The 22,644-nt window shown below is 41.4% G+C and carries 28 protein-coding genes; 12 read left to right on the forward strand and 16 right to left on the reverse strand.

From position 1 onward, the window contains the following. The first annotated feature begins 23 nt into the window (after positions 1 to 23). The 3 genes from PNK_RS09875 (at position 24) to PNK_RS09885 (ending at position 1,818) form a co-directional block, all read left to right on the forward strand. Entirely contained in the window at positions 24 to 896 is an 873-nt protein-coding gene (locus tag PNK_RS09875; RefSeq protein ID WP_059061797.1) for an FKBP-type peptidyl-prolyl cis-trans isomerase, read from the forward strand. 59 nt (positions 897 to 955) lie between these two features. Next, complete coding sequence (locus PNK_RS09880) at positions 956 to 1,408, forward strand: tRNA (cytidine(34)-2'-O)-methyltransferase (RefSeq protein WP_032123887.1); 453 nt, start codon at positions 956 to 958, stop codon at positions 1,406 to 1,408. Positions 1,409 to 1,476: 68 nt separating this feature from the next. Beyond that, positions 1,477 to 1,818 (forward strand): hypothetical protein, encoded by a 342-nt coding sequence (locus tag PNK_RS09885; RefSeq protein ID WP_032123886.1) that lies wholly within the window; start codon positions 1,477 to 1,479, stop codon positions 1,816 to 1,818. A 142-nt stretch (positions 1,819 to 1,960) separates the two neighbouring features. Here PNK_RS09885 and PNK_RS09890 read toward each other — a convergent pair whose 3' ends face one another. Continuing rightward, on the reverse strand, positions 1,961 to 3,634 hold the full coding sequence (locus PNK_RS09890; protein WP_059061799.1) for a cation:proton antiporter: 1,674 nt from the start codon (positions 3,632 to 3,634) through the stop codon (positions 1,961 to 1,963). Positions 3,635 to 3,960: 326 nt separating this feature from the next. Between PNK_RS09890 and PNK_RS09895 the strand changes: the two genes are divergently transcribed. Then, on the forward strand, positions 3,961 to 4,590 hold the full coding sequence (locus PNK_RS09895; RefSeq protein ID WP_032123884.1) for a hypothetical protein: 630 nt from the start codon (positions 3,961 to 3,963) through the stop codon (positions 4,588 to 4,590). A 284-nt stretch (positions 4,591 to 4,874) separates the two neighbouring features. On the opposite strand, the gene PNK_RS14040 is transcribed toward PNK_RS09895, so the two are convergent. Further along, the gene (locus tag PNK_RS14040) at positions 4,875 to 5,063 is read right to left on the reverse strand and encodes a DUF2608 domain-containing protein (RefSeq protein ID WP_032123883.1); all 189 of its coding nucleotides are present in this window, start codon (positions 5,061 to 5,063) and stop codon (positions 4,875 to 4,877) included. Between the two features lie 3 nt (positions 5,064 to 5,066). Beyond that, positions 5,067 to 5,330, reverse strand: coding sequence for a DUF2608 domain-containing protein (locus PNK_RS09905; protein WP_059061801.1), 264 nt, complete (start codon positions 5,328 to 5,330; stop codon positions 5,067 to 5,069). A 536-nt stretch (positions 5,331 to 5,866) separates the two neighbouring features. Between PNK_RS09905 and PNK_RS09910 the strand changes: the two genes are divergently transcribed. Then, on the forward strand, positions 5,867 to 7,300 hold the full coding sequence (locus PNK_RS09910; protein ID WP_059061802.1) for a hypothetical protein: 1,434 nt from the start codon (positions 5,867 to 5,869) through the stop codon (positions 7,298 to 7,300). Here PNK_RS09910 and PNK_RS09915 read toward each other — a convergent pair. Both PNK_RS09915 and trxA read right to left on the reverse strand, forming a co-directional pair. Further along, a complete protein-coding gene (locus tag PNK_RS09915; protein ID WP_059061804.1) occupies positions 7,294 to 7,503 on the reverse strand; it encodes a DUF2905 domain-containing protein in 210 nt (69 codons plus the stop codon). The genes PNK_RS09910 and PNK_RS09915 overlap by 7 nt on opposite strands. A gap of 68 nt (positions 7,504 to 7,571) precedes the next feature. After that, positions 7,572 to 7,892, reverse strand: coding sequence for a thioredoxin (trxA, locus tag PNK_RS09920; protein ID WP_032123879.1), 321 nt, complete (start codon positions 7,890 to 7,892; stop codon positions 7,572 to 7,574). Positions 7,893 to 8,083: 191 nt separating this feature from the next. Here trxA and trhO point away from each other — a divergent pair, with 191 nt between their 5' ends. Beyond that, on the forward strand, positions 8,084 to 9,049 hold the full coding sequence (trhO, locus tag PNK_RS09925) for an oxygen-dependent tRNA uridine(34) hydroxylase TrhO (protein WP_059061806.1): 966 nt from the start codon (positions 8,084 to 8,086) through the stop codon (positions 9,047 to 9,049). 17 nt (positions 9,050 to 9,066) lie between these two features. Here trhO and PNK_RS09930 read toward each other — a convergent pair whose 3' ends face one another. After that, the gene (locus PNK_RS09930) at positions 9,067 to 9,882 is read right to left on the reverse strand and encodes a hypothetical protein (RefSeq protein ID WP_059061808.1); all 816 of its coding nucleotides are present in this window, start codon (positions 9,880 to 9,882) and stop codon (positions 9,067 to 9,069) included. A 222-nt stretch (positions 9,883 to 10,104) separates the two neighbouring features. On the opposite strand from PNK_RS09930, the gene PNK_RS09935 reads away from it, so the two are divergent. After that, complete coding sequence (locus tag PNK_RS09935) at positions 10,105 to 12,876, forward strand: DEAD/DEAH box helicase (RefSeq protein ID WP_059061811.1); 2,772 nt, start codon at positions 10,105 to 10,107, stop codon at positions 12,874 to 12,876. On the opposite strand, the gene PNK_RS09940 is transcribed toward PNK_RS09935, so the two are convergent. The 7 genes from PNK_RS09940 to PNK_RS09975 all read right to left on the reverse strand — a co-directional run bounded on the left by PNK_RS09940 (position 12,873) and on the right by PNK_RS09975 (position 15,970). Then, the gene (locus PNK_RS09940; protein ID WP_032123876.1) at positions 12,873 to 13,064 is read right to left on the reverse strand and encodes a hypothetical protein; all 192 of its coding nucleotides are present in this window, start codon (positions 13,062 to 13,064) and stop codon (positions 12,873 to 12,875) included. The genes PNK_RS09935 and PNK_RS09940 overlap by 4 nt on opposite strands. Positions 13,065 to 13,472: 408 nt before the next feature. Continuing rightward, positions 13,473 to 13,664 carry a hypothetical protein gene (locus PNK_RS09945; RefSeq protein ID WP_079992896.1) on the reverse strand — a complete coding sequence of 64 codons (192 nt, stop codon included), beginning with the start codon at positions 13,662 to 13,664 and terminating at the stop codon, positions 13,473 to 13,475. 493 nt (positions 13,665 to 14,157) lie between these two features. Beyond that, positions 14,158 to 14,349, reverse strand: coding sequence for a hypothetical protein (locus PNK_RS09950; RefSeq protein WP_032123874.1), 192 nt, complete (start codon positions 14,347 to 14,349; stop codon positions 14,158 to 14,160). A gap of 682 nt (positions 14,350 to 15,031) precedes the next feature. Continuing rightward, complete coding sequence (locus tag PNK_RS09960) at positions 15,032 to 15,226, reverse strand: hypothetical protein (protein ID WP_059061815.1); 195 nt, start codon at positions 15,224 to 15,226, stop codon at positions 15,032 to 15,034. Between the two features lie 56 nt (positions 15,227 to 15,282). Then, complete coding sequence (locus PNK_RS09965) at positions 15,283 to 15,474, reverse strand: hypothetical protein (protein ID WP_059061818.1); 192 nt, start codon at positions 15,472 to 15,474, stop codon at positions 15,283 to 15,285. A 56-nt stretch (positions 15,475 to 15,530) separates the two neighbouring features. Continuing rightward, the gene (locus PNK_RS09970; protein ID WP_059061818.1) at positions 15,531 to 15,722 is read right to left on the reverse strand and encodes a hypothetical protein; all 192 of its coding nucleotides are present in this window, start codon (positions 15,720 to 15,722) and stop codon (positions 15,531 to 15,533) included. 56 nt (positions 15,723 to 15,778) lie between these two features. Then, positions 15,779 to 15,970, reverse strand: coding sequence for a hypothetical protein (locus PNK_RS09975; RefSeq protein WP_059061818.1), 192 nt, complete (start codon positions 15,968 to 15,970; stop codon positions 15,779 to 15,781). A 185-nt stretch (positions 15,971 to 16,155) separates the two neighbouring features. On the opposite strand from PNK_RS09975, the gene PNK_RS09980 reads away from it, so the two are divergent. Continuing rightward, entirely contained in the window at positions 16,156 to 17,040 is an 885-nt protein-coding gene (locus tag PNK_RS09980; protein ID WP_059061820.1) for a caspase family protein, read from the forward strand. Between the two features lie 45 nt (positions 17,041 to 17,085). Here PNK_RS09980 and PNK_RS09985 read toward each other — a convergent pair whose 3' ends face one another. Then, a complete protein-coding gene (locus PNK_RS09985) occupies positions 17,086 to 17,619 on the reverse strand; it encodes a methylated-DNA--[protein]-cysteine S-methyltransferase (protein ID WP_158021780.1) in 534 nt (177 codons plus the stop codon). A 93-nt stretch (positions 17,620 to 17,712) separates the two neighbouring features. Between PNK_RS09985 and PNK_RS09990 the strand changes: the two genes are divergently transcribed. Both PNK_RS09990 and PNK_RS09995 read left to right on the forward strand, forming a co-directional pair. Further along, on the forward strand, positions 17,713 to 18,282 hold the full coding sequence (locus PNK_RS09990) for a hypothetical protein (RefSeq protein ID WP_059061822.1): 570 nt from the start codon (positions 17,713 to 17,715) through the stop codon (positions 18,280 to 18,282). A 7-nt stretch (positions 18,283 to 18,289) separates the two neighbouring features. Further along, on the forward strand, positions 18,290 to 18,571 hold the full coding sequence (locus PNK_RS09995) for a 2Fe-2S iron-sulfur cluster-binding protein (RefSeq protein WP_158021781.1): 282 nt from the start codon (positions 18,290 to 18,292) through the stop codon (positions 18,569 to 18,571). A 30-nt stretch (positions 18,572 to 18,601) separates the two neighbouring features. Here the strand turns inward: PNK_RS09995 and PNK_RS10000 are convergent, their stop codons facing one another. After that, complete coding sequence (locus tag PNK_RS10000) at positions 18,602 to 19,498, reverse strand: F-box/LRR-repeat protein (protein ID WP_059061826.1); 897 nt, start codon at positions 19,496 to 19,498, stop codon at positions 18,602 to 18,604. A 474-nt stretch (positions 19,499 to 19,972) separates the two neighbouring features. Between PNK_RS10000 and PNK_RS10005 the strand changes: the two genes are divergently transcribed. Both PNK_RS10005 and PNK_RS10010 read left to right on the forward strand, forming a co-directional pair. Continuing rightward, complete coding sequence (locus PNK_RS10005; protein ID WP_032123867.1) at positions 19,973 to 20,545, forward strand: hypothetical protein; 573 nt, start codon at positions 19,973 to 19,975, stop codon at positions 20,543 to 20,545. Between the two features lie 470 nt (positions 20,546 to 21,015). Continuing rightward, positions 21,016 to 21,384, forward strand: coding sequence for a hypothetical protein (locus tag PNK_RS10010; RefSeq protein WP_059061828.1), 369 nt, complete (start codon positions 21,016 to 21,018; stop codon positions 21,382 to 21,384). 917 nt (positions 21,385 to 22,301) lie between these two features. On the opposite strand, the gene PNK_RS13500 is transcribed toward PNK_RS10010, so the two are convergent. After that, positions 22,302 to 22,568, reverse strand: a complete 267-nt coding sequence (locus tag PNK_RS13500) for a hypothetical protein (RefSeq protein ID WP_158021782.1) — start codon at positions 22,566 to 22,568, stop codon at positions 22,302 to 22,304. Between the last annotated feature and the right edge of the window lie 76 nt (positions 22,569 to 22,644).

Here is a 22,644-nt window from a genome sequence, read left to right on the forward strand (position 1 = left end):
CTTTTTCAAATGGAGGTCTACTTATGTTAAAAAAGACGCGATTACTGGCCTTAACTAGCCTTGGAGTGCTACTAGGATGGGGCACTTTGCAAGCAGACGATACAAATTCTGTGACAAATCAGGCTGATAAGCGTGTTCAGGCCACTGCTGACAAATCTGAGAAATCAGATCAAATTGATATGAAAAAGCTTTCAGAAGCTTTTGGCCACTTTATAGGCCGCAATTTGCAATCACCTGGCTTGAAATTCGATTTAGACGCGATGATCAAAGGGATTCGCGACGGTGCATCTGGGCAGCCAGCGCCGCTTTCTGAAAAAGAGTATGAAGACATGATGGCAGCAGTACAAGAGCGTGCTTTCAAAGAAATGTCTTCAAACAATTTAAAGACTGCCAACGATTTTATGACGAAGAATAGCCAAGCAACCGGCATTGTTGAAATCGTTCCTGGCAAACTTCAATATTCAACAATTAAAGAAGGGACAGGACCAGCGGTTGAAGCGCATTCTTCTCCAAAAATCCATTACACAGGCAAGTACCAGGATGGAACTGTATTTGGAACATCGGAAGAAATGGGCGGCCCAATTACAATTCCTCTTGATCAAACGATTCCAGGCTTCAGCAAAGGGATTGTTGGCATGAAGGAAGGTGAAAAACGCCGTCTTTACGTTCACCCAGACCTCGGCTATGGCACGACTGGCCAGCTTCCACCTAATGAATTGCTCATTTTCGACATCGAAGTGATCAAAGCAAATTCTGATGACGCAAAAGGCAAAGGCAAAGCAGACGCTAATCAGGAAGATGATGCTGATGACGAAGATCTTTTCTTAGATGAAGAAGAATTTGACCTCGAACCTACGCCTAGCGATAAAAAAGCAGCACCTGCTACTCGCTCGTAAGAACCATACTTGATCCTTATGACCCAAGCCTAGAGCTTGGGTTCTTTTTTACACCTATTATGAAAATTATTCTCTTTCAGCCCCAAATTCCCCAAAATGCCGGCAACATTGTTCGAACCTGCGCCGTAACTGGCTCGGATCTGATTATGGTTCACCCTTTAGGCTTTAGCACACACGATCGTTGGTTAAAACGTGCCGGTTTAGATTATTGGGAAGGAGTCAGCGTCAGTTTCATAGAGGATTTGCAAAGTTATCTAGAAAATCAAAAAGTACCTTTTTACTTTTTTTCTAGCAAAGCCTCTACCCTCTACAGCGAAGTTTCGTATACACCTGATTCTATTTTAATCTTCGGATCAGAAACTCACGGACTCCCCGCTTTATTTCAAGATAAATGGCCCGAACGTTTCGTTACCATCCCTATGAGACCAGAAGCGCGTTGCCTCAACTTGGCCACGTCGGCCGGTATCGCACTTTATGAGGCTTGGCGGCAACAAGGTTTTTACCAAAAATAGATTGACTTCTACCATCTGTAAAATTAAACTGTTTTATTTAAATGGATAATCCAGCATAAATCACAGCCATGAACATTTTTACAGATCTTTATTTAGATGCCAGAAACTGGGTTGAAGATAGTGCTTACCTCGTGAAAGAGATAACACCCGAGCTTTTTTGCCCTAGCCGTACGCCTTATTTTAAATACATGCAACCGATCTGTACATTCCTAGGGTTGTCCTCTCTTGTCGCCTCTTATGCAATCACCCATTTTCAAACAGTGGGAGTTAACGCCCAACTCTTAGCTCTTTCAAGCATCACACCTTTATTGGGCGGATTGTTTGGAATTCCCATCTGCGTCTATTTAACGGGACTAACCATTCCAGCTATTGCCATTTCGGTCGCCAAAATTTTTCTCGCCACTATCTAGTCCAAACATAAGGAAAGTAATCAGCTCCTTAAGAGTAACGCCCCTTCACATTTCTGGAATAGCCAGAACTGCCTTCACCCTTCACCGACACCTCGCCAATGCTTCGTAGCAAGCCTCTGCCGGCAAGAGACATGGCGAGCGCTTAAGTTTCAAACTCAGTTTGGGATACTCTATAAACTGCTTGAATGAAGGCCTTTTTAGTCTCTTCTTCGCTGCAAATGGATTCTATATTTAAATCCTGCAGTTTTTGGTGATCGGTCAAGTAGTGAGAGCGTGCCAGGATTTTTAGCCCTGGATTAAGTGGCTGGACAACCTCAATGATGTTAATAGTTGTATGAAGACTTGGAACGGTAATTAAGAGGAGATCGGCCTCTTCAATATGAGCCTCTTCTAAGATAGTGGGGTTGGTAGCATCCCCAAAAACCCCTCTTTGCTGCGCATCTCTCAAGAAAGCAATCGTATCCACATTTTGATCGATGACTGTCACATTAAAATTTAGCTGATGCAGAGCCTCTGCTACTCCCCGGCCCAAGGGACCGAATCCGACTATAACTGCGCTCAACGGATGGAAGGTTGGCATACTGAGAAGGTTATCTGAAGGCAAGGATAGGGTTTCACTTGAACCGATCGAGCTGTGTAAGAAATTCACCCCTCTAAAAATCAAGGGATTCAATGAAATGGAAATGAGAGCGCAAGCCACGATAATATCATAGCCCTCGTCGGGGAGCAGGTGAAATTTAATCGCTTCTTCACCAAGAATAAACGAAAACTCACCAATTTGCGCCAAGGCTAAAGCAACCGTCAATGCTACTTTTAAGGGGTAGCGCATGACCCAAACGATGAGAAAAGCCGCCAATGGCTTGATAATCAATACGATGATGAGTACGCCAATAAAAAAGACCCAATTCTCGGTAATAGCCGTCGGATTAAAAATCATTCCGACTGTTAGGAAAAAGATGACTGCAAAAGCATCTTTCATGGGCAGTGCATTAGCAGAGGCTTGATGCTTGACATGTGTTTGCCCAATCACCATCCCGGCAATGAAGGCTCCCAAAGCAATTGAAGTTCCGAATATAACAGCTGAAGCTGTAGCTATGACAAATGTCAAAGCTAAGAGCGTTAACGTAAAAAGCTCATGCGAGCGCAAGCGAGCAATATGCATTAAGATGAATGAGACAACCTTCCTTCCCAAAGTAAACATCAAAATAGCTAATAAGAAAAACTTGGCAATTGCCCAGCCTATCGTCTCGAAAAATTGACTGACTAGAAGCTGCCCCTCACTCGACAAAGTGGCTAAAACAGGCAGCAAAATCAGTACAAGAACTGTCAAAATATCTTCAACAATAAGCCAACCAATTGCAACATGGCCTTCCACAGTATCAAGAAGATGATTGTCCGATAAAACTCGCACAAGAACAACCGTGCTCGCAACTCCAATAGCCAAGCCTACAATAATGCCTACTTCGATCGGCCAGCCAATGGAATAAACCAGTAATGCCCCGCACGTGGCAGCCACAAGGGTTTGACCGATAGCGCCTGGAACTGCAATATTTCTGACATTCACCAAGTCTTCCCATTTTAAATGCAGACCAACTCCAAACAGCATCAATACCACTCCAATCTCTGCTAATTGCTCAGAAACTGTTATATCAGCCACAAATCCTGGCGAATAAGGACCTATGATGTAACCGGCTAATAAATAACCAAGGATGGGTGAAAGCTTAAGCCTCTGCGTAAAATAGCCCAGCAGGCTCGCCAGCGAAAAGCCGATCGCCAAAATGAGAACAATCTTTAGATTATAAGAATCCATCGTCATTAAATACTGCTTCCTCTTCAGTTGTTAGATCATCCATGCGCAATCAAATCGTTACATTTCAAAAAAAATTTAGGAAATCTAAATAGATACGTGATGAGGGACTTTGATGGAAAGCTATTTTTATGATTAACAGCAAAACTTCCTTCGCGGAAATGACTCTTTTTCCCAGCAGCAACAAATGCATGATTCTCTATTGCATAATAATCTTAAGAATGAAATAATATGCATATATTTTTATATTCTATCTCGTTCATTTATAATCTCCATTTAATTGAAAGATAAACATATTAATACATATAAAACCATTAACAGGCGTGAATAATTTTATGATTTCATTTTATCCACCTCTTGAAGCCGATATCTCTTACTTAAAAAGCATCAAAGAGCAATATTATCACGTGGGTACGCGTTTAGAGATGAGTGCACTGAAAGAAAGGATCGCTCAGGTTAAAGACAGAATATTCGTTGGAAGAGCGGCTTACTGGAGCGGCATAGGTGCGTGCTTGGCAGCCGCGTCAATTTTGGTTAATCCAATTGCAGGCACCATTGCATTAACAGTCTCTACCCTATCCTTTTTTATCTTCCGCGATGTTTACCTAATGAGAAAAGCGTATAGCGAGCAATTTTGTGAAGTTTCTGAAGAAAATTTAAATACTTTCGTTGACAGCGATACTTTTCATCAGATCCCTGTTGTGTTGCCACTAAATGCATGGAAAACATTAGCCCTAAAAGATCAAGGTGTTCTATTTAAATCAGAAGAGCGTAGATCCAAAGAAATTGACGCGGAAATCATGCTGCTCACGCCATTGAACGAAGAACGCTTTATTTATGAGCAAGTGAACTGTCCAGCAGAGCCTACGTATACGACGAAAGATCTTCCCTATCATCGATTTAATTCTTTTCCTTCATCGAATCAATTCCCAGTAGCTTCTAGCCAATGGCTTAAAAACTTGTAGAATAAAAGTTTATCAAGGATGAATGCGTTGCCTAAATCAGAAAAACCTTCTCATTTAGGCAACTAAAAGCCTAACTGCCACTCTTTTTGGATTGCACTGCCCGCTATTCTCAAAATATCTTTCGCTTAAAACTTAGAGCTTCCTCTTTGCATCACGCAACACTGCATGCAAATAATAATCGCCATCTTTGCTTGGATCTTGCTTTGCTATTAAAGCTGCCTCTGCATCAAATAGGACGCATCTTTTTTCCGATATCCAAAAATAATAAAGCTGAATATTGGCGATCAAAGGATCAAAAAGGATCGTTTTTGCTTCTGTAAAAGGATACCAATAACACTGAGATGGTCTCTACCTAATTGATGAAGAGCTAAAGCAACCGAATCGACGTGGCTTTTCTTATCATCGATAAAGATAATTTTACCCGGCAGGCGAGAGACATTTTTAAATAACTTTAAGAGATAATCTCCTTTCAAGTCCTAATTGGCAAAGAACACCCCTTTAAAATACTGGGAATCTTTTGTCAAATCTGAATAGGTATCCGCTATTTGTGGCAGATCAAAATCGATTCCAACTGACTTTAATTGATAGACACTCGCAACTGCCTTATCATACCACTTTGTACGCTCTCTTGCCGTCAATCCAAATACCTCATGCCCTTCCAATTTCAGGGCTCGCACACATTGGCCCGTCAAGGACTCTACAGTTTGCAAAAGAGAAAAAATATCGTGCCAATTATGCAATGAATCCTATTTACCCACTTGGCGAAAATAGGTTCGCCAAGCTCGCGAACCTAGCATAGAAGGAGTGCCGAATAAGGTATCATCAATATCAAAGAAATAAATGGTTTGAGGCTTGAGAGTGCTCAATTTGATCTAGCGACTTAATCTCAATGACAGAGCCGGCCTGCTGCCTTTGCGCGCTAGCAACAAATTCCACTGGAGCCAGACTCAATGAACAAACAAAGAGTAACTGCAAAATCTTCAGCATACTAACCACCGAGCAAAAAAATTTAAATAAATACGAATATAGTATAAAACGCAGTAAAATCAAACATTTTTTACCATTATCAATCTTAAAGAAAAACACAATAAAAAGATTTAAGACTCATTGCAACTCAGTTTCATCCTTAGTTGATGCTACATATCACATATTCAAATTAATTAATTGAAAGTCGAGTGCATTAAATGATTGCAAAGCATCAATTTATAGATTGTAAATTAATGTTTGATCCGTGAGAATTCTTTTCTAATTTTTAATAAATCCAGGATTTTAATAGATGCTAATTGCTCAACAAACAATAATACCCACTCCCCTAATCTGCGAAGATGCCCTTTCGCATGCCTTTTCTTTTCTTCCTTTTTCAGAAAATAGCGTTGAGCTTGTTAATAAAAAGTGGAATGAAACCAGATGGACTACCCTTCTTTACTCAGTCGATTCTCAAACACGCGAATTAACCAGACAGGCAAAAAAACAGTGGAAAGACCTTTCTTTACAGCAGCAAAAATCCCTCATTTGCAAGGCGAGCATTCGCTCAACCAACGACCTATCATCTGCCAACTTCGCTAAACTATTATCGATCCGCTATTGCGGGTCAGCGCATGAATATTTCCTACGCTCTAGAAGTTGGTTAATCTTTCAGGGAGCAATCGATAAGCGTTCGATTCAAGAGAGCGTTCAAAAAGACCCAATTTGGCTTCTTTCTGATTATACCGTTTATTTTCGCAACTATCTCGCAGCTCTTGTCAAAAGCCATAAAAAAGTAGAGAAAGCTGCTCATATTGATTGGCCTTACATAGATCCTCCCGCGAAAGAAAAGATGGTGATTAAAGCTAAAGCGTTGCAACTGCTCTTATCTTCTTCAAATGATCAGGCGATTGCAAAATATGCAAAGAAAAAAAAAGAAAAGGAATCGTTCTTTTACAGAAAGTTGGCCAAAATAGAAGCAGGCCGCCATCGACTTGAAGCAGCCAAAAAATTTGCTTCGCGCGCAAGTAATAAAACAGATAATGCGTTTAAAAGCTGCGCAATACGTCTAGCAAAACTTGGCGAATACGAAGCTGCGAAAGGCATTGCCCTCTTAGCTAAAAGTAAGATTAGACAGACTTATAAAGGTTGCGCGATCGTAGCTGCACGAAATGGGGATATAAAAATCACTTCAGCATTTATCGAACAACTGAAATCTTTCGAAGGCCCCCCAAATATAGTCTATGAGACCTATGTTGAATGTGCTGCTGCCCACAGCCAAAGAGGCTATTACAAGTTATCTCAACACTACAGCCACCTGTCAGAATATTACCTAGATACGGCTAATGAAAAATGTATGCTTGCCTTTATCCAAAGAAACAATATCAGAAGAGCCTTAGAAATTGCTCGCAAAGAGACTTCTTTTCAAGAAAAGCTTTTTTCTAAAGGTGCCATCGCATGTGCTCAAAGAGGCAATATTGAAGGAGCTAAAAAACTTGCCAAAATCTTTAAAACGTATCGTGAGTCAACTTATAAACAATGCGCAATCGCTTCCGCGCAGAGAGGTGATAGCGAAGCAGCCAAAGATTTCATTACCTTTATTTCGTATTGGAAAAAAGACAGTTATGAGGAATGCGAGAAAATCTTCCTAACAAGGAAAGAGAAAGACAAGGCAAAAGAATTCAAACAGCTTGCAGCTGGCTATTCGCAAGTTGTTTCGAATCAAAAGTCATGCACAATTCAATAAAATCTTGAAAACAGATAGAGAAGAAATGAAATGAAAAGGCTTAAGAGTATGCAAGTAACGATGGGGAAATAAAATTGAAAGCCTTCCCCTTTAATGACGATATCTCCAGGCATTTTACCGATTAAAGGAATCGATCCCTTAAAGGTAATAAAGAAGCCTGCGATGACTAAAAGAATGCCAATGATGACGATTAATTTACCCATTGACTATCCTAAATTCTTCTGTTTAAAAATCGGCACTTGGAATAATCCAAGTGCCGAAACTTATCCGATTAGCCGAAAGATTGAACGAGATTCAATAGATAGTCTAAATCTTTCACGCCAACGACCCTTTTCACTTCTTTTCCATCTTTAAAAACGATCAAAGTAGGAACAGAGGTGATTTGCAGGGAAGCTGTTGTTTGCTGCGCCTGATCAATGTCCAATTTCGCCACGCGCGCTTTACCTTGAACCATTGTCGCGAGTTGCTCAACGATAGGAGCAATCATGCGGCAAGGTCCACACCACGTTGCATAAAAGTCAACGAGGGTAACGCCTTGTGAAATTGTTTGTTCAAAATTGTCATCTGTTAAATGTGTAAGCTTATCTGCCATAAACACTCCATGAATAAATGAAAATATTTAATGAATGCTTAATTATTGCCCGAATAGGGATTTTTGGCCAGGTAAATATCGATTCGCAGGAGAGCGCTTGAAAAGTTTTTTTTAGAAGATCAATACTTGAAACAAACAGTTAAATCTTTTATACTTACTGTCTCATAATGTCATTTTTAAAGAGTAATTACATGTCACAAGAGAGCCCATTTTTCGTTCTTGCCTATTACCATTTTACCGCAATTTCGGATCCACATCAAGAGGTCCTTGCTCACAAAAACTTTTTTAAGGAGCGCAATATCACTTCGCGCATCTATATCTCGGAACAGGGAATCAATGGACAAATGAGCGGCGCACGCGAAGATGCCGAAGCTTACATGAACTGGCTGCACGCTAACCCTCTCTTTGAAAACATGCCCTTTAAAATCCACCCTCACCACGAAAATGTTTTTCCTCGCCAAACAGTCAAATACCGCAAACAGCTTGTCGCCCTGGACGAAGAGGTGGACATGGATCTGATAGGTGAGCACGTATCGCCAGAGCGTTGGAAAGAATTGCTCGAAGATGAGCAAAAACCGCTGCTCTTGGATGTTCGCAATGAATATGAATGGAAAGTCGGCCGCTTCGAAGGAGCCGAATGCCCCCCTTGCGACACCTTCCGAGAATTCAAAGAATACGCCGAAAACTTAAAAGAGCAGGTTGATCCTCAAAAAACGCCAGTCATGATGTACTGCACGGGAGGAATCCGCTGCGAGCTTTACTCCTCTTTGCTAAAGAAAGAGGGATTTAAAGACGTCTATCAACTCGATGGAGGTGTGATCAATTACGGACTCAAACAGGGAAGCGATCACTGGCTCGGGAAGCTCTTTGTCTTTGATGACCGGCTCACCGTTCCCATTAGCGACCAACCAACGCCAGTCATTGGCCAATGCCATCATTGCCAGACAGCCATCGAATCGTATTACAACTGCGCCAATATGGATTGCAATCACTTATACCTTTGCTGTCAAACTTGCTTGAAAGAATTTGCCGGTTGCTGCTGCACAGCTTGCCAAGAAGCTCCCCGCGTCCGTCCTTATCATCAGCAAGATACACACAAGCCTTTCCGCAAGTGGTACCACTATTTTAAAGATCAGCCGAAAGAATCTCATTCATAAGGGCTTATTCAAGCCGCTTATTCCATGGCTTGATTGCGATATTTAAGCAGTTCTAAAATCTTTTTCTGGGTCTCATCCAACACCACGGTGAGGCCCGGTTTGATTCCCCTCTCAGATAATTCAAATGCTTTCATCGTATTGCAGATGCGGCCATCTAGGCGGATGCCAAGCCCCTTGATGTTGACCATATTTCCCCAGTCCCCAAACATTTCGAGCGTCATTTCACAGGCAGTGATCATAAATAAAACTCGTTTGCTCGGATGTTGATGAACGATTTCAAAGATTTTCCCGCCAATATAGTGAATGGTTGGAATGAACAAAGGAATAGTTTGTTTGGGCGTTGCCGCATGAACCGCTTTACCAATAAAACATTGCTGGCAAACCAGATTATCAGGATCGTGCATGCAGTCGGGAGTAAAGCGCCCCGATGGACACTCGAACGGCTTATGGCAATAAGAAAAACCTAGGACAAAGATGGCATCACGATCTTCTAATAAGGCTTGAAAATCGTCAACCGAATCGACCCCGTATAAGAAGAAATCGCCCTCTCTCTTATAAGGTTTTGTTTGCCAAGCCGACTTTAATAAAGCCCATCCATATTTCAGAGGATGCTTAAGAAATCCTTTGCGAATATCCCCCTCATGATCTTGTAGCATCATCCACTTGAGGCTTTTCCATTTAAGATTCTTGGCCGTTTCTTCCGTTATACCTGGCATGTCGGGCAAGACAGTTAAACGCTTAAGCGGTTTTTTGGCGGCGGCTTCCTGAGCTTTGCGCTCCCATTCCTGTTCGGCCTCATCCCAATTACTTTGCCACATCTTTAATTTACTCATTATTGCCGCCTATTTTACCTAGATCTTAAAAAGTGTTGCAATCATAGCTTTTCTTACTATTGGACTCTTGTTAAACTATGCTTCCCACTCGAGCTTGTGGATTCACTGTTTACTGACGCCTCAAACTAAAGCTTTGAAGCCATTTTGAAGTAAGCGATTCGTCATAAATCAGACAATTCCTTAAAGCTCAGGTTTCTATGTTATCAGAAAAAGGCTTTATTCATGAGCGAAATTGCTTATACGTTAGATCGGCAGGAAATAGATAAGACTGGCTATGTTGCCATTCGGCTGGCTGAATTGACTAAAGAGGGATTCACCCATCATTTAAACCACCCAATCCCTTCCGCGGCTCTTGCTAAATGGCGCGCCCTTGCATCGCAGGAAAAAGACAAACAAGCCTTGAGTCTGCTCATCAAAGAAGAGCTCGCTTATCAACAGAAATGGACCGGCCGCACCCCCCATGCCGAGAGCATGACCTCTTCCCTCTTTCATATTCCAGCAGCTCAATCCGTTCCCATTTTGAATGTTTTAGGAGCGACTCAAAAGCTTTACTTTAATGGGAAGCAGCTCGTTGTAGACTTCATTGGCCATGTCGACTTTTACTACGAAATCACTCCGCTAGAGGCGCAACGAATAGAGATAAAAGGACGTTTAAAATGGCGCGATACCGATATCGAGCTTCAGGCTTGCGATTGCATTGGCCCCGGTAAACCCCAATGGTTCATACGGGGAATCTCTTTAAAAGGGATTTCCACTCCACTTAGCTGGAAAGAGCTTCAAAGAGCCTTTCAAACCAAGCCATGGATCTTAGAAGGCCCTCATAAAGCGGCCTTTCTAGAGGAGTTTGAGGAGGAGGATCCCGACTTTCCAGGGCTTGTCATCAAAGAGAGTTCTAGTTCGGCCCAAGATCTCTATCAGCAGACGGCACCCCATCCACTTCTCATCTTGAAGGATCGCTTAGGGGCCTTTGCGGATTTGTGGATGGAGTACGGAGAAGGCTTGCGGGTCGCTTTACACGATCCCCGCCCCATCCTTCAGGAAACTAAAGGAAGTTTTCGGCTTAAGAGGCAGTCGAATGCCGAGCAAGGCTTTGAAAAAGATTTGCTTGAGACCGATTTTATAAAAAAAGCAGTCTCTACGTCCCACTATTACTGCCCGATCGACAAGGTAGCCAAAAGCCTGACTTTCTTGCTCGAAATCGGCTGGTCGATTCAGGATTGGCAAGGGAATCGCGTAGTCAAGCAAGATGCTCTGAACTTAGAGTTAGAAGACAATGCCCAGTCATTTAAGGTCAAGGGACGGGTACGCTATGAAATGCACGAAGCCGATGTAGGCGCCGTTTTGGGGGCCTTTAATCGACGCGAGCGCTTCATTCAATTAAATCCAGGCACAGTCGGATTATTGCCCGAATTAACTGCACAGCATCCTTTACGCGAACTTGCAGAAGAAGGCGAAATTGTTGGACAAGAGGTGCGCGTCAAAAAAAGCCACTTTGGAGCCCTCTCCTCCTTATTCGAACAGGCGCAGCTTCCCTCATCGCTTACAGCCTTTAAAGAAAAGTGGGAAAGCTTTTCTGGCATCCAATCGGTTCAACCAAGCCCATTCTTTTCAGGAACTCTTCGCCCTTACCAGCAGGAGGGTTTAAATTGGCTTGCTTTCTTGTCCGATTTTGGCTTCCATGGCATTTTGGCAGATGAAATGGGACTTGGAAAAACAGTCCAAGTACTCGCCTTTTTATCCCGTTTACCTTCGGATGTCAAACATCTCATTGTCGTTCCTACCTCTTTGCTGTTTAACTGGAAAAATGAAATCCACCGGTTTTTACCCCATTTATCTTGCTATGTCCACCAAGGGCCTACGAGAGCCAAGACAATCGAAGAGCTAAAACCCCATTCGATCATTCTCACTTCTTACACGACCCTAAGACTCGACCTGCCTCTTCTACAAAAAGAAAACTTCCATAGTATGATTTTGGATGAAGCCCAAGTCATCAAAAATGCGCGCACCCAAACGTCGCAGGCCGTCTGTTCTCTTCAATCGCACTTTCGCCTTTGCTTGACAGGAACGCCTATTGAAAATCACATGGGCGAGCTATGGTCCCATTTTCACTTTCTCATCCCCGATCTTTTTGGATCGGAAGAAAGTTTCATGGCCGACATTCAAGCCGCAAGCTCCGATCGGCGCTATTTGGATCGCATTAAGAAAAAAATCGCCCCTTTTGTCATGCGAAGACGGAAGCAAGAGGTTGCCAAAGATTTACCGCCCAGAATCGATCAAACCGTATGGGTGGAAATGAGCGATGAGCAAAGAGCTCTTTACGATCGGCTGTTAGCCGGATTTAAAGGCAATCTACTTAAAAAAGTGGAAGTAGAAGGCATGGGAAAACATCGCTTAGAAGTCTTAGAAGCCATCTTGCGACTACGCCAGATCTGCTGCCATCCCCTACTCATTTCTTCCTTATCAGAAGAGCTAGAAGAGAATGCCCAAACGAGTGCTAAATTCGAAGCCTTAACTCAAGATCTGCAAACCATTGTCGACGAAGGGAGTAAAGTCTTGGTTTATAGCCAATTTACCTCGATGTTGCAGCTCATGACCCGCTTTGCCAAGCAGCAAGGATGGTCATATGCCTACTTGGATGGGAGCACCCTCAACCGTGAAAAAGTTGTGACAGAATTTCAAAAGGATGCGGCTCAATCCATCTTTTTCATCAGCCTTAAAGCAGGCGGAGTTGGATTGAATTTAACCGCTGCCGACTATGTGCTATTGTACGATCCTTGGTGGAACGAAGCGGTTGAAGAGCAGGCCATCAACCGTGCCCACCGCATCGGCCGGCAAGATCAGGTGATAGCCAAGCGCTTCGTCGTTGCCGAAAGCATAGAAGAAAAGATGATGAAGCTGAAAGCCGCGAAACGCTCCTTAGTGGAAGATGTCTTCGATTTAGACACGAATCCAGCCCAGCTAACCATCGATGATTTACGTTTCTTGTTGGATTAACTATTTGAATCAACGTTGTTCTCATGTTCAGTCTCGTAAAGCTCGCGAGCGGTTAATTTAACCGTCTCTAGGCCGCCTGCGAATCCAACAAGTCTCATTAAATGATCGACATATCCAAGCTCTGTCAATAAGTGGTCATTTACAGACTCTAACTGAGCAACTTTTTTGAGTAGTTCTGCCTTTTTCATATTCACCTCCATGCGGTGTAAGATATGAGTATTATGCATTTTCCATGCCATCTACGACCCGAGTCCTGCAATCTTGGACCGCCTGCACGCGGAGGTTAATACAGAAACGGAGAGACGCAGAGGGAATGATAAGCCATTGACTACTCTGCTCCAACAATCTATGAGACACTTATCCAAGTTAATGGTGTTAGATTATTTACAATCTATAAGCATTAAGACGCATAGGATCACGCAGTTTACAATTTTTTGATTGCAAAGAAAAAGACAGCAAGAAGCAGCGTAGACTTGTCCACCACGAAATTCTGTAGAGGCTAAGCTAGCTTTAAGCTTGCAAAGAATAAGCCCAGGCGTTTGGCCTGGGCTTAAAATCTATTCAACGACTATGGCTTAATAGCGTAGTATGATTGATTAGCTGCTCAAGTCAGCATTGTTCTCATGTTCAGCTTCATAGAGTTCGCGAGCGGTTAACTTGACAGTCTCTAAGCCGTTTGTAAATCCAACGAGCTTCATGAGGTGATCGACATATCCAAGCTCTGTCAATAAGTGGTCATTTACAGACTCTAACTGAGCAACTTTTTTGAGTAGTTCTGCCTTTTTCATATTCACCTCCATTCGGTGTAAGATATGAGTATTATGCATATTCCATGCCAGCTTATGATCTGCACGCATTAAATTTTGCTTTCGCCTAAGAGGTAAGACTGACTGAGTTTTATAGCCCATAGTGAGCTTGGCGAGGAACTATAGTAACGGGATAAAAAATAATGTGAGCTCGGAGAGAATAAGGGTAAACCTGTATTACATAAGCAGCTGAAAATTAAATACTTGCAGAGAGAAAAAGTTAACGCAAAGACGAAGGAAGCGGAGCGATGCAAAGAGATACGGAATTCAATAGCAGTAATATGCGTCTTAAGATATTTGTGGATCGTAATAATCATCTAAAAGCAACAAAAAAGGCACATGCCTGCCATCAAGAAAATCTGCAGGCAATCTAACTTTAAGACTAGAAAAGAATACGCCCAGGCATTTTGATCCTGGGCATAGGTAATTAGGCGAAAAACATCCTTTGAAACTATAAGAAATAACCGAGCACTACTTAGCTGCTCAAGTCGGCATTGTTCTCATGTTCAGTTTCATAAAGTTCGCGAGCGGTTAACTTAACTGTCTCAAGGCCGCCTGCGAATCCTACCAATCGCATTAAATGATCCACATAACCAAGCTCAGTCAATAAGTGATCATTTAAAGACTCTAAATAAGCGACTTTTTTGAGTAGATCTGCCTTTTTCATACTCACCTCCACGGTGTAACAGATACGAGTATTATGCATTTTCCATACCATCTAAAAAAACAGCATGATTCGTATATTAAGTAACAGGTGGGTAACAAGAATGGAAGACACTAGAATCGGTTATGTGGAAGCGGCAAAGATGTCGCTATTACCTATGTTACTTAAGTTTGCATCAAGCCAAAAGAACCAAACCCCGGGCTTATTGTTATTATGTATTACTAAGCCCAGGGCTCTTATTAGCTATTATGGACTTATTATGACTATAATGGCATTGATGAAACTCTATTACACATTGCGTGTATTAACACTTGATAAAGAGAGGGTCAAAATTCAATAAATCGACCCCACAATCTGTAGAAAATTAAAGACTCAAAAAAACCCTGGCTTCAGTTTATTAGACTTATACGTGTCTGTCGAAGGCTGATACCCAGGGCGATTATTAGTTATTAAAACTTATTAACACTTTATGGCATTGATGAAAGTCTTATCAAATCGAAGCTGTGTTAATCCTTGATTAAGATCTAATCAAATTTAGATAAACTTGATGAAGATCGCTTTTCAGTTGAATCTCGGCTTTTAACCGGATAACACATCGTTTTGAAAGACATCATCTAATCGCTCTTTTATAAATGGATGATTAAGATTCCATCAAAATTTGGTAAAATCAAACTTTGAATTGATACTACTCCTCGCTATCGTTGTGAGCTTCCATTCCACCATTCTGCAATAGCTCTAAAGCCACCTCTTTGGCAGATGCCAATCCTTGCGGGAATCCAACCGATTTCAATAGATCATCGACATAGATGAGTTCCATTTCCAACTGGTCGTGGACAAACTCTAAATAGGCTATCTTCTTTTCTAGTTGTGCTTTGTTCATGGCTCCCTCCTTGAAATGGAAACACCTTATCTATTGCAAATGACATGCCAAAAGGCTTATTCCTGCTCTTTACCGCTATCGGCTTCAGCATTCTCTAGTAACTCTAAAGCCACCTCTTTGGCAGATGCCAATCCTTGTGGAAATCCAACCGATTTCAACAGATCATCGACATAGATGAGTTCCATTTCCAACTGGTCGTGGACAAACTCTAAATAGGCTATCTTCTTTTCTAGTTGTGCTTTGTTCATGGCTCCCTCCTTGAAATGGAAACACCTTATCTATTGCAAGTGACATGCCAAAAGGCTTATTCCTGCTCTTTACCGCTATCGGCTTCGGCATTCTCTAGTAACTCTAAAGCCACCTCTTTGGCAGATGCCAATCCTTGCGGAAATCCAACCGATTTCAACAGATCATCGACATAGATGAGTTCCATTTCCAACTGGTCGTGGACAAACTCTAAATAGGCTATCTTCTTTTCTAGTTGTGCTTTGTTCATGGCTCCCTCCTTGAAATGGAAACACCTTATCTATTGCAAATGACATGCCAAAAGGCTTATTCCTGCTCTTTACCGCTATCGGCTTCGGCATTCTCTAATAACTCTAAAGCCACCTCTTTGGCAGATGCCAATCCTTGCGGAAATCCAACCGATTTCAACAGATCATCGACATAGATGAGTTCCATTTCCAACTGATCGTGGACAAACTCTAAATAGGCTATCTTCTTTTCTAGTTGTGCTTTGTTCATGGCTCCCCTCCTTCAAAATGGGATACCTTTCTAGTGCGAATGGCATGCCAAACTAGGCATCCCTTCCCTTCTTCGGTTTAATCATATTTCAACAAATTTAAAAAAATAATTAACTTTTATTTAATTATTAGTTATAATTTCAAATTATTTAAACTAATTAATATAAAATAAGGACTATTGATTACATGCTTAAAAAAAAGCTTTTAAATCTTTTTTTATTCATTTTTTTTGCAAGCGGCATGTTTTTTACTCCCGCATTGGAAGGGGCCTCCTTGCACGTCATCTTAGTGGGTGATTCTCTGAACGACCAAGATCCAACCGGATTCGAGGGAGGGATCGATCTTTGGCGCCGCGAAGCTAAAAAAATTGCGGCTTATACAGGACTAGAATTAGAGGGTGTTATTTTTGAAGGACATCATTGCCGCGTCGAGCATGTGATGGGTTACATTGAGGAATTGAAGGTCGAGCCTGACGATATCGTGATTCTTTACTTTGCCATGCATGGATCGCGTACGAAGGAGAAAAATAATCGCTGGCCAGATCTTTCTTTTTCTTTGGATCAGCAAAAAATTGACTTCAATCTCTTCAACGATCTTTTAAGAGAGAAGAATCCTCGCCTATTTTTATCGATCGCAGACTCTTGCAATAATATCGTTACGACTCGAGCAACTGGCAATCCAGCTAACCATCCCGCTTTGGCGGCTGAAGAGGAAGAAAATCGGCAAGCCTTTACTAACACTTCCTCATTCACCTCGCTTTTAGTGAAAAGCACCTCGGATGAGCTGCTAGCAAAATACAAGCGGCTATTCTTGGATCATTCGGGATCGATCATCATTTCTACTTCGAGCCCGGGTCAATTTTCGATCAAGCATTGCTTGACAGGCGGAGTCTTTACAACGCAATTGATTGAAACCTTCCGCAAGAAAGAGCCTCCAGCTGCAATTCATTGGAACCACTTATTGAGCGATGTGACAAGACAGACAACTCATAAAGTAGAAAGCTTGAAGACCGAATTGGACTTAGAAGAGTCGCAAATTCCACAGTTTGAATTGAATTTGAGCGTCAATTAATTCTAGAAAGAATGCAGAGCGAGCCAGGTCGGTTTCTGGCTCGTTTTATTTTTCTAAAAGCCCTTGTTTGTGCATCACTTTTTTTTCAAATTCTAGCAACTCCTTTTTTGTTTGTAGCCCTCCGGCCCCCGAATAGCCCCCAATAGTTTGATTGGCTCCAAGTACGCGATGGCAAGGAATCAGGAGTGGAAAGGGATTGCGACTGCAGGCAGTACCGACGGCTCGCGCCGCTAAAGGGCGATTGGCCAAGCGGGCGATTTCGCCATAAGAAAGCGTCGATCCAAAAGGGATGTCTTGAACGATTAGCAAAGATCTCTGTGTAAATGGAGGCAAGTGAGCCAAGTGATAGGGCATAAGGGAAGGTTGCTTGCCTTGTCCATAAGCCGTGAACCAATCGGCTAAAAGCTGCTCTAAGCGAGCATCTTTCTCACTCGACCAAAAATGCCATTGCAAGCCACTTTTTTGACTTGTTTCCAAGACAATCTTTTGAATCATTCCCTCTTCACCATACACGTGAACGTCGAGCACCGGTCCATCGACTAATTCTTTATGCCTCAGCTTTGTTTCTCTATTTGACATTAAGGCGCCTCCTCTGCTGAAATAAGATTTATTCGGAATTTAGACTTTAAAAGCTGCTATTTTAGCAAAAGCTAAGATTTAGATAGATAACAAATGCATAAGTGTTACCACAACTATTATTGGAAGGGCGGAAAGCCGCACGGTCAAGAGCTAGTCGATCCATTGAGTCCTTTAGCCTATAAGATCGTGACCGATCCTTACGGCAAGCGCTATTCCATCGAAAAATATCGAGAGGGCCAATTTGAAAGAATTGTTTACGACTCCTTATTACTCGACTTCCGCCATTTAACAGCTGCCAATCAGATGGCTTGGCAAAGAGAGAATTTAAAAGAAGATGAGACTAGCCTTGTTTGTTTGCTGCGCAATCAGGAAGACCGAGCCATTCTCTTAGAAACGCATCATTTTGATGCGGGCGTTTGCCTATCTTGTGCAATCAGCTCCATTCATGGCCTTCCGCTTGCAACGCAAAAGCTCTATTATCAATCTAAGCAACATCTGTTCGATGGAGTGGTCCTCTTCGACCTTGAAAGCCGCCCGGTAATGATGAAGACCTATCAAGTCGACCCCTTGAGCGGCGAATTTACAACCTTGCTGAAAGAAGAATGGGACATGCAGGTAATGCCCCAGCTTCTGCATGCATTCAATCCGCTTCAAGCAGGTTAAGGTCGGCATGGCACTTCTAACAACTCGTCCAGAAGGGCGTATCTACGAGATAAAAGTGGGGACAGAGCTCTTGCGAGCCTCTCAGATCGATGTATCCCTTCCTTTCCGTTTTGGTTGCTGCAAAGGAGAATGTGGAATGTGCATCATTCGAGTCATAGATGGAAAAAACAATCTATCTAAGCCAACCAAACAAGAACAAGCAACCTTGGCTCAAAAGTCCTATGATCCCTCGTGCCGGCTGGCCTGTCAATGCGCCATTTTGGGTGATATGACGATTGAGACTAAGTAGATTGAATCCATCACGCCAAAGGATAGGGCCTTATCTGTAAGTATCAATCTTTGGCCACCGTTTTTTTAATTTTTCAACAGTGATTTTTGAACAATTTCCCTGAATCTCAACATGCTGAAGCTTTAGCCAGTTTGCTCCGAATCGATCAGGAAAAGAGGCTATTCGATTGTGTGATAAATCTAACGATTTTAACACCTTCCACTCTCGTCCAAATTCTACAGGGAGGTGCTCGATTTGATTGAAGCCTAGGTTTAAACTATTCAGCTTAGTCCATGTCGAACCAAAATTGGTTGGAATGGTATGGATGTTATTCATTGCCAGAGAAACAGAGACTACCTCTGTCAATAAGTTGAGTTCTTCAGGCACAGCTGTCATTCCAAGCCTAGCTAAGTCAATTTTAGTGATCGTTTGCAAAACAGCTTGGTTTTGCTTTAAAATCTCTCGAATGCGGCTAGCTTGTTGCCGAATGCCCTCTTGTTCTCCATCCTCATTTTGAGGTTTGGCCAACACCCCTGCTTGCTTTTCAAGCACTTTAAAAAATGTAAGCAAATTTAAATCTTGCTCCAATTCATGAAAATATAAAAGAGTTGTGATAGAGGGGGGCAGGGTTTTGAAGAAGTTAACTTTCTCTTTTGAAATTAAGCATTCTAGTCTAGTCGGTTTCAGCCTCGCCAAAAAAACTGTTTGTATCTCGGCGATTCGCGCTACATCTGCTGTAGTCTTGCTTTTTTCAATGACTCCTTCGATCCCCAATCGAATCTTTCTATCTTTCAAAAAGGCAAAGGTCGTTTGAGGATTTTGATTCATCTCGCGCCACTCTTTACAAACAAAGACAATAGCAGAAGGATAATTCGTATAAGATAAAATAAACTCTAGGATTTCATTTGGAACAGTGTGAATAGAAGCGTTTGTAGAGATATTATTCATTATGATACCTGATTTATAAAATAAGATGATATCATATCATAAAAAATCAATAAGTCAATTCTCAATCCAATTCAAGTTAATTACAAATCACGCAAATAAACAACAATTAATTGAAAATGGCATTTTTAAGAGAGTGCTCACAAAGTCCGATCGATTGATTTGTGTACGAGGGACTTAATCAGCTCTAACGAGCTCTCATGTTTTTTATCTTTTCCCACCGTTTTCACGGTGGGCTGTAAGATCGGCCTAACGGCCTCTCACACTATTGAATGGAATCGATTCAGATAGATTCGTGATCCATTCGATAAAGCATTCCCTGGCATAATCAATAAACTTCTCAAATCTAAATAATTAGCTCATCTAATTTGTTTTTAAATTAAAAATTTACAATTTCTCTTGACCATATTAACAAGTTTAAATAATCTGCCCTCAAAAAATAATCACTATAATCTGTAAATAAAATCTGAGGTTTAAATGATCATCCCCATCAATACTGTTGCACCTATTAGCTATGATGAGTTGTATGTCAGAAATGCGATAGGATTAACAAATGTTGCATTATGCCCTTTTTTGCAGAACATGGACGAAGGCGAGTATATTCAGCAACAAACGCGTATGCAGACTCCTCCCCAACCCAAGAAATCGTTTAAATTTGCTCCCCTTGCCGGAATAGTTGGAGCTGCAGTAGGCGGCTTTTTTTCAGGGGGGCTAGGCTTTGTCGCTTTGGCCTGTGGAGTAGGAGGTTTAGCCTTAACCGCCAAAGAGGTGGTGGAGCTTAAAGCAGCAAAGGAAAAGTTACTTACAAGAATGGCTAGAGTGTCGCAAAAAATCAGTCTTATTCAACAAGAGCGATTTAAGTTGCATAATCATTCTGATGCAAGGCAACTGAAATTAGCACAGGAACATTTTGAAAATGTTTTGAGAGGTTATGAAACAAAACTGTTAAGAAAGTATAGATGCGACTACGATTCTGATTCCGATGAGGCTCTATACAGCGTTAATTACAGGGGATGTAACTTTTCCTTCAATTTTGGCGAACGTCGTTGATTTAGCAAGTTATGGGAGGCCGTGAGGCCGATCTTACAGCCCACCTTGAGCCTTGCGGTGAACAGTGGGAAAGTAGTAAAAAAACAATGAGAGCCCGTTAGAGCAATTGATTTTTTCATTTCAATTGAGCCCTATAGCGCTGAAAGTGTAATCGATAAAAGAGTACGCGTTAGTAAATTTATGTGGGCAGTAACTCTCGTGAAATATAAAGGATCATACAGATGCTTAATCGAATTCAAGAAGAAAGATTAAATCCTCTAAACTGGTCATTTTTGGGACGAGATTCTATATTTAATGACGGTTCTGATAGTTGCATGACATGGTCAAGAGAACATCTAAAATCCTTAAATATTGATTTAGGCAATAGTTTGTTGGGTTGGGTTATAACTCCAACATCATGTTACACAAATTCATCCAATTATTATCGGAAATATCCAATATCTATACAATTATAATTAAAGGAATAAGTTATGAAAATACAAGAGGCATTAAATAACATATCAACAATGAGAGATCTAGAACACTTAGTTATTGCGGCTCAAGAAGATATATTCTTTTGGGGATATCGTTATACCTACATTCCAGGATATGAAGGAACACTTCCAATCGACACCTTAGCTCTAAAGGTCATAAGCGTGGTATGTAGACAACAAGTGCATGTTTCCCCTCGTGAAGAGATTATAAGAAAGATTACAGGCTTGTGGGAACAAAGTGATCGAAGATTAAAAGAAAAAAGTATTATTACATATATAGCTTGCACAATTAGAGAAATATGGGGAAGCATAACAAGTGGAAGTTATAGCACTCGAGATCTATGGAATGATTATGGCACCAATTAAATAATAATATTTTTCCTAAAAACTTATTCCTGCAAAAAATTGATCTTTGAAAGCCTACTGTTTTTTAAGTTGGGTTATAACTCCAACATTACGTTACACGAATTCATCCAATTATTATCGGAAATATCCAGTATCTATACAATTATAATTAAAGGAATAAGTTATGGAAATACAAGAGGCATTAAATAACATATCAACCATGAGAGAGTTGAGACCCCTAGTTATTGCTGCCTAAGAAGATGTATTTTTTTGGGGTATCGTTATACTTATATTCCAGGATATGAGGGTATTCTTCCAATCGACACCTTAGCTCTAAAGGTTATAAGCGTGTTATCGAGAGAAAAATTGGATTCTAATCTACTTATGCTTAGCAATGAAGTAGAAAGAAAAATTATATGTTTGTGGCAACAAAGTGATCGAAGAGTAAAAGAGAAAAGTATTATTACATATATAGCTTCCATAATTAGAGAAATATGGGGAAGCATAACAAGTGGAAGTTTTAGTACCCGAGATCTATGGGAAAGAGATATGGAGAGATAAGGTAAACCAACCTATATACTTGATACTTGGCCTATGCAATCGTATCGGACCATCTTAAAGCCCACCGCAAAATAATCCACACACTGACTTTTGGGACATCCGCCTCATTTTTAGTCTGAGTTTTAGATTCACGGCATCCTCATTAGGCCATTCTTTCAAAACTTGCTTTGATAGAAAATTTGAAGATTTTGAGCAGATTACTCATTACATTTTGCGAGGCTAGATCTTATAGGCTCGCAAAATGTGGTACCAAAGCACAATGGCCCTTTTAGCAAACAAATGAAGTTTTGAAAGAAGCCTATTAAAGGAAGAAGTAACCTTTTAAATACATTAGTGTTTAGCCTTTTCGTTTTCATTCCCATGCTTGCAACGGCTGATTAGCCAAGTCTTCTTGGCTCAACAGCTACTGCCACGCAGCTCGTTCCGGCAGGATCGATGACGAATGCGAATGCACACCTTGCCGAATGAAATGATGCAGAATAATGCGTTTCTGTTAGATTTGGAAACTGAATTGTCAAAGAAGTCGACATCAGCAAAGCCGTAATAGGGAACAATATCCCCCGCCCAATTACGACCTCATTCAGCGCTTTCTTCCTCGCGATATCAATTGGAATGCAAAGATCTGGAACAAATAACACCGGCAAGGTTGCCAGCCAGTAGTGGGAATGGGATACTGGAGATAAAGTCGTCCGCGTACAAATTGATATCTATACCATTAAT

Origin of the sequence: Candidatus Protochlamydia naegleriophila (genome assembly GCF_001499655.1) — a bacterium.
GTDB lineage: Bacteria > Chlamydiota > Chlamydiia > Chlamydiales > Parachlamydiaceae > Protochlamydia > Protochlamydia naegleriophila.

What these genes read in the sequence shown, in the direction of transcription:
- PNK_RS09875 (WP_059061797.1), top strand. Translation starts at nt 24, where the DNA reads ATGTTAAAAAAGACGCGATTACTGGCCTTAACTAGCCTTGGAGTGCTA.
- PNK_RS09880 (WP_032123887.1), top strand. Translation starts at nt 956, where the DNA reads ATGAAAATTATTCTCTTTCAGCCCCAAATTCCCCAAAATGCCGGCAAC.
- PNK_RS09885 (WP_032123886.1), top strand. Translation starts at nt 1,477, where the DNA reads ATGAACATTTTTACAGATCTTTATTTAGATGCCAGAAACTGGGTTGAA.
- PNK_RS09890 (WP_059061799.1), bottom strand. Translation starts at nt 3,634, where the DNA reads ATGACGATGGATTCTTATAATCTAAAGATTGTTCTCATTTTGGCGATC.
- PNK_RS09895 (WP_032123884.1), top strand. Translation starts at nt 3,961, where the DNA reads ATGATTTCATTTTATCCACCTCTTGAAGCCGATATCTCTTACTTAAAA.
- PNK_RS09910 (WP_059061802.1), top strand. Translation starts at nt 5,867, where the DNA reads ATGCTAATTGCTCAACAAACAATAATACCCACTCCCCTAATCTGCGAA.
- PNK_RS09915 (WP_059061804.1), bottom strand. Translation starts at nt 7,503, where the DNA reads ATGGGTAAATTAATCGTCATCATTGGCATTCTTTTAGTCATCGCAGGC.
- trxA (WP_032123879.1), bottom strand. Translation starts at nt 7,892, where the DNA reads ATGGCAGATAAGCTTACACATTTAACAGATGACAATTTTGAACAAACA.
- trhO (WP_059061806.1), top strand. Translation starts at nt 8,084, where the DNA reads ATGTCACAAGAGAGCCCATTTTTCGTTCTTGCCTATTACCATTTTACC.
- PNK_RS09930 (WP_059061808.1), bottom strand. Translation starts at nt 9,882, where the DNA reads ATGAGTAAATTAAAGATGTGGCAAAGTAATTGGGATGAGGCCGAACAG.
- PNK_RS09935 (WP_059061811.1), top strand. Translation starts at nt 10,105, where the DNA reads ATGAGCGAAATTGCTTATACGTTAGATCGGCAGGAAATAGATAAGACT.
- PNK_RS09940 (WP_032123876.1), bottom strand. Translation starts at nt 13,064, where the DNA reads ATGAAAAAGGCAGAACTACTCAAAAAAGTTGCTCAGTTAGAGTCTGTA.
- PNK_RS09945 (WP_079992896.1), bottom strand. Translation starts at nt 13,664, where the DNA reads ATGAAAAAGGCAGAACTACTCAAAAAAGTTGCTCAGTTAGAGTCTGTA.
- PNK_RS09950 (WP_032123874.1), bottom strand. Translation starts at nt 14,349, where the DNA reads ATGAAAAAGGCAGATCTACTCAAAAAAGTCGCTTATTTAGAGTCTTTA.
- PNK_RS09960 (WP_059061815.1), bottom strand. Translation starts at nt 15,226, where the DNA reads ATGAACAAAGCACAACTAGAAAAGAAGATAGCCTATTTAGAGTTTGTC.
- PNK_RS09965 (WP_059061818.1), bottom strand. Translation starts at nt 15,474, where the DNA reads ATGAACAAAGCACAACTAGAAAAGAAGATAGCCTATTTAGAGTTTGTC.
- PNK_RS09970 (WP_059061818.1), bottom strand. Translation starts at nt 15,722, where the DNA reads ATGAACAAAGCACAACTAGAAAAGAAGATAGCCTATTTAGAGTTTGTC.
- PNK_RS09975 (WP_059061818.1), bottom strand. Translation starts at nt 15,970, where the DNA reads ATGAACAAAGCACAACTAGAAAAGAAGATAGCCTATTTAGAGTTTGTC.
- PNK_RS09980 (WP_059061820.1), top strand. Translation starts at nt 16,156, where the DNA reads ATGCTTAAAAAAAAGCTTTTAAATCTTTTTTTATTCATTTTTTTTGCA.
- PNK_RS09985 (WP_158021780.1), bottom strand. Translation starts at nt 17,619, where the DNA reads ATGTCAAATAGAGAAACAAAGCTGAGGCATAAAGAATTAGTCGATGGA.
- PNK_RS09990 (WP_059061822.1), top strand. Translation starts at nt 17,713, where the DNA reads ATGCATAAGTGTTACCACAACTATTATTGGAAGGGCGGAAAGCCGCAC.
- PNK_RS09995 (WP_158021781.1), top strand. Translation starts at nt 18,290, where the DNA reads ATGGCACTTCTAACAACTCGTCCAGAAGGGCGTATCTACGAGATAAAA.
- PNK_RS10000 (WP_059061826.1), bottom strand. Translation starts at nt 19,498, where the DNA reads ATGAATAATATCTCTACAAACGCTTCTATTCACACTGTTCCAAATGAA.
- PNK_RS10005 (WP_032123867.1), top strand. Translation starts at nt 19,973, where the DNA reads ATGATCATCCCCATCAATACTGTTGCACCTATTAGCTATGATGAGTTG.
- PNK_RS10010 (WP_059061828.1), top strand. Translation starts at nt 21,016, where the DNA reads ATGAAAATACAAGAGGCATTAAATAACATATCAACAATGAGAGATCTA.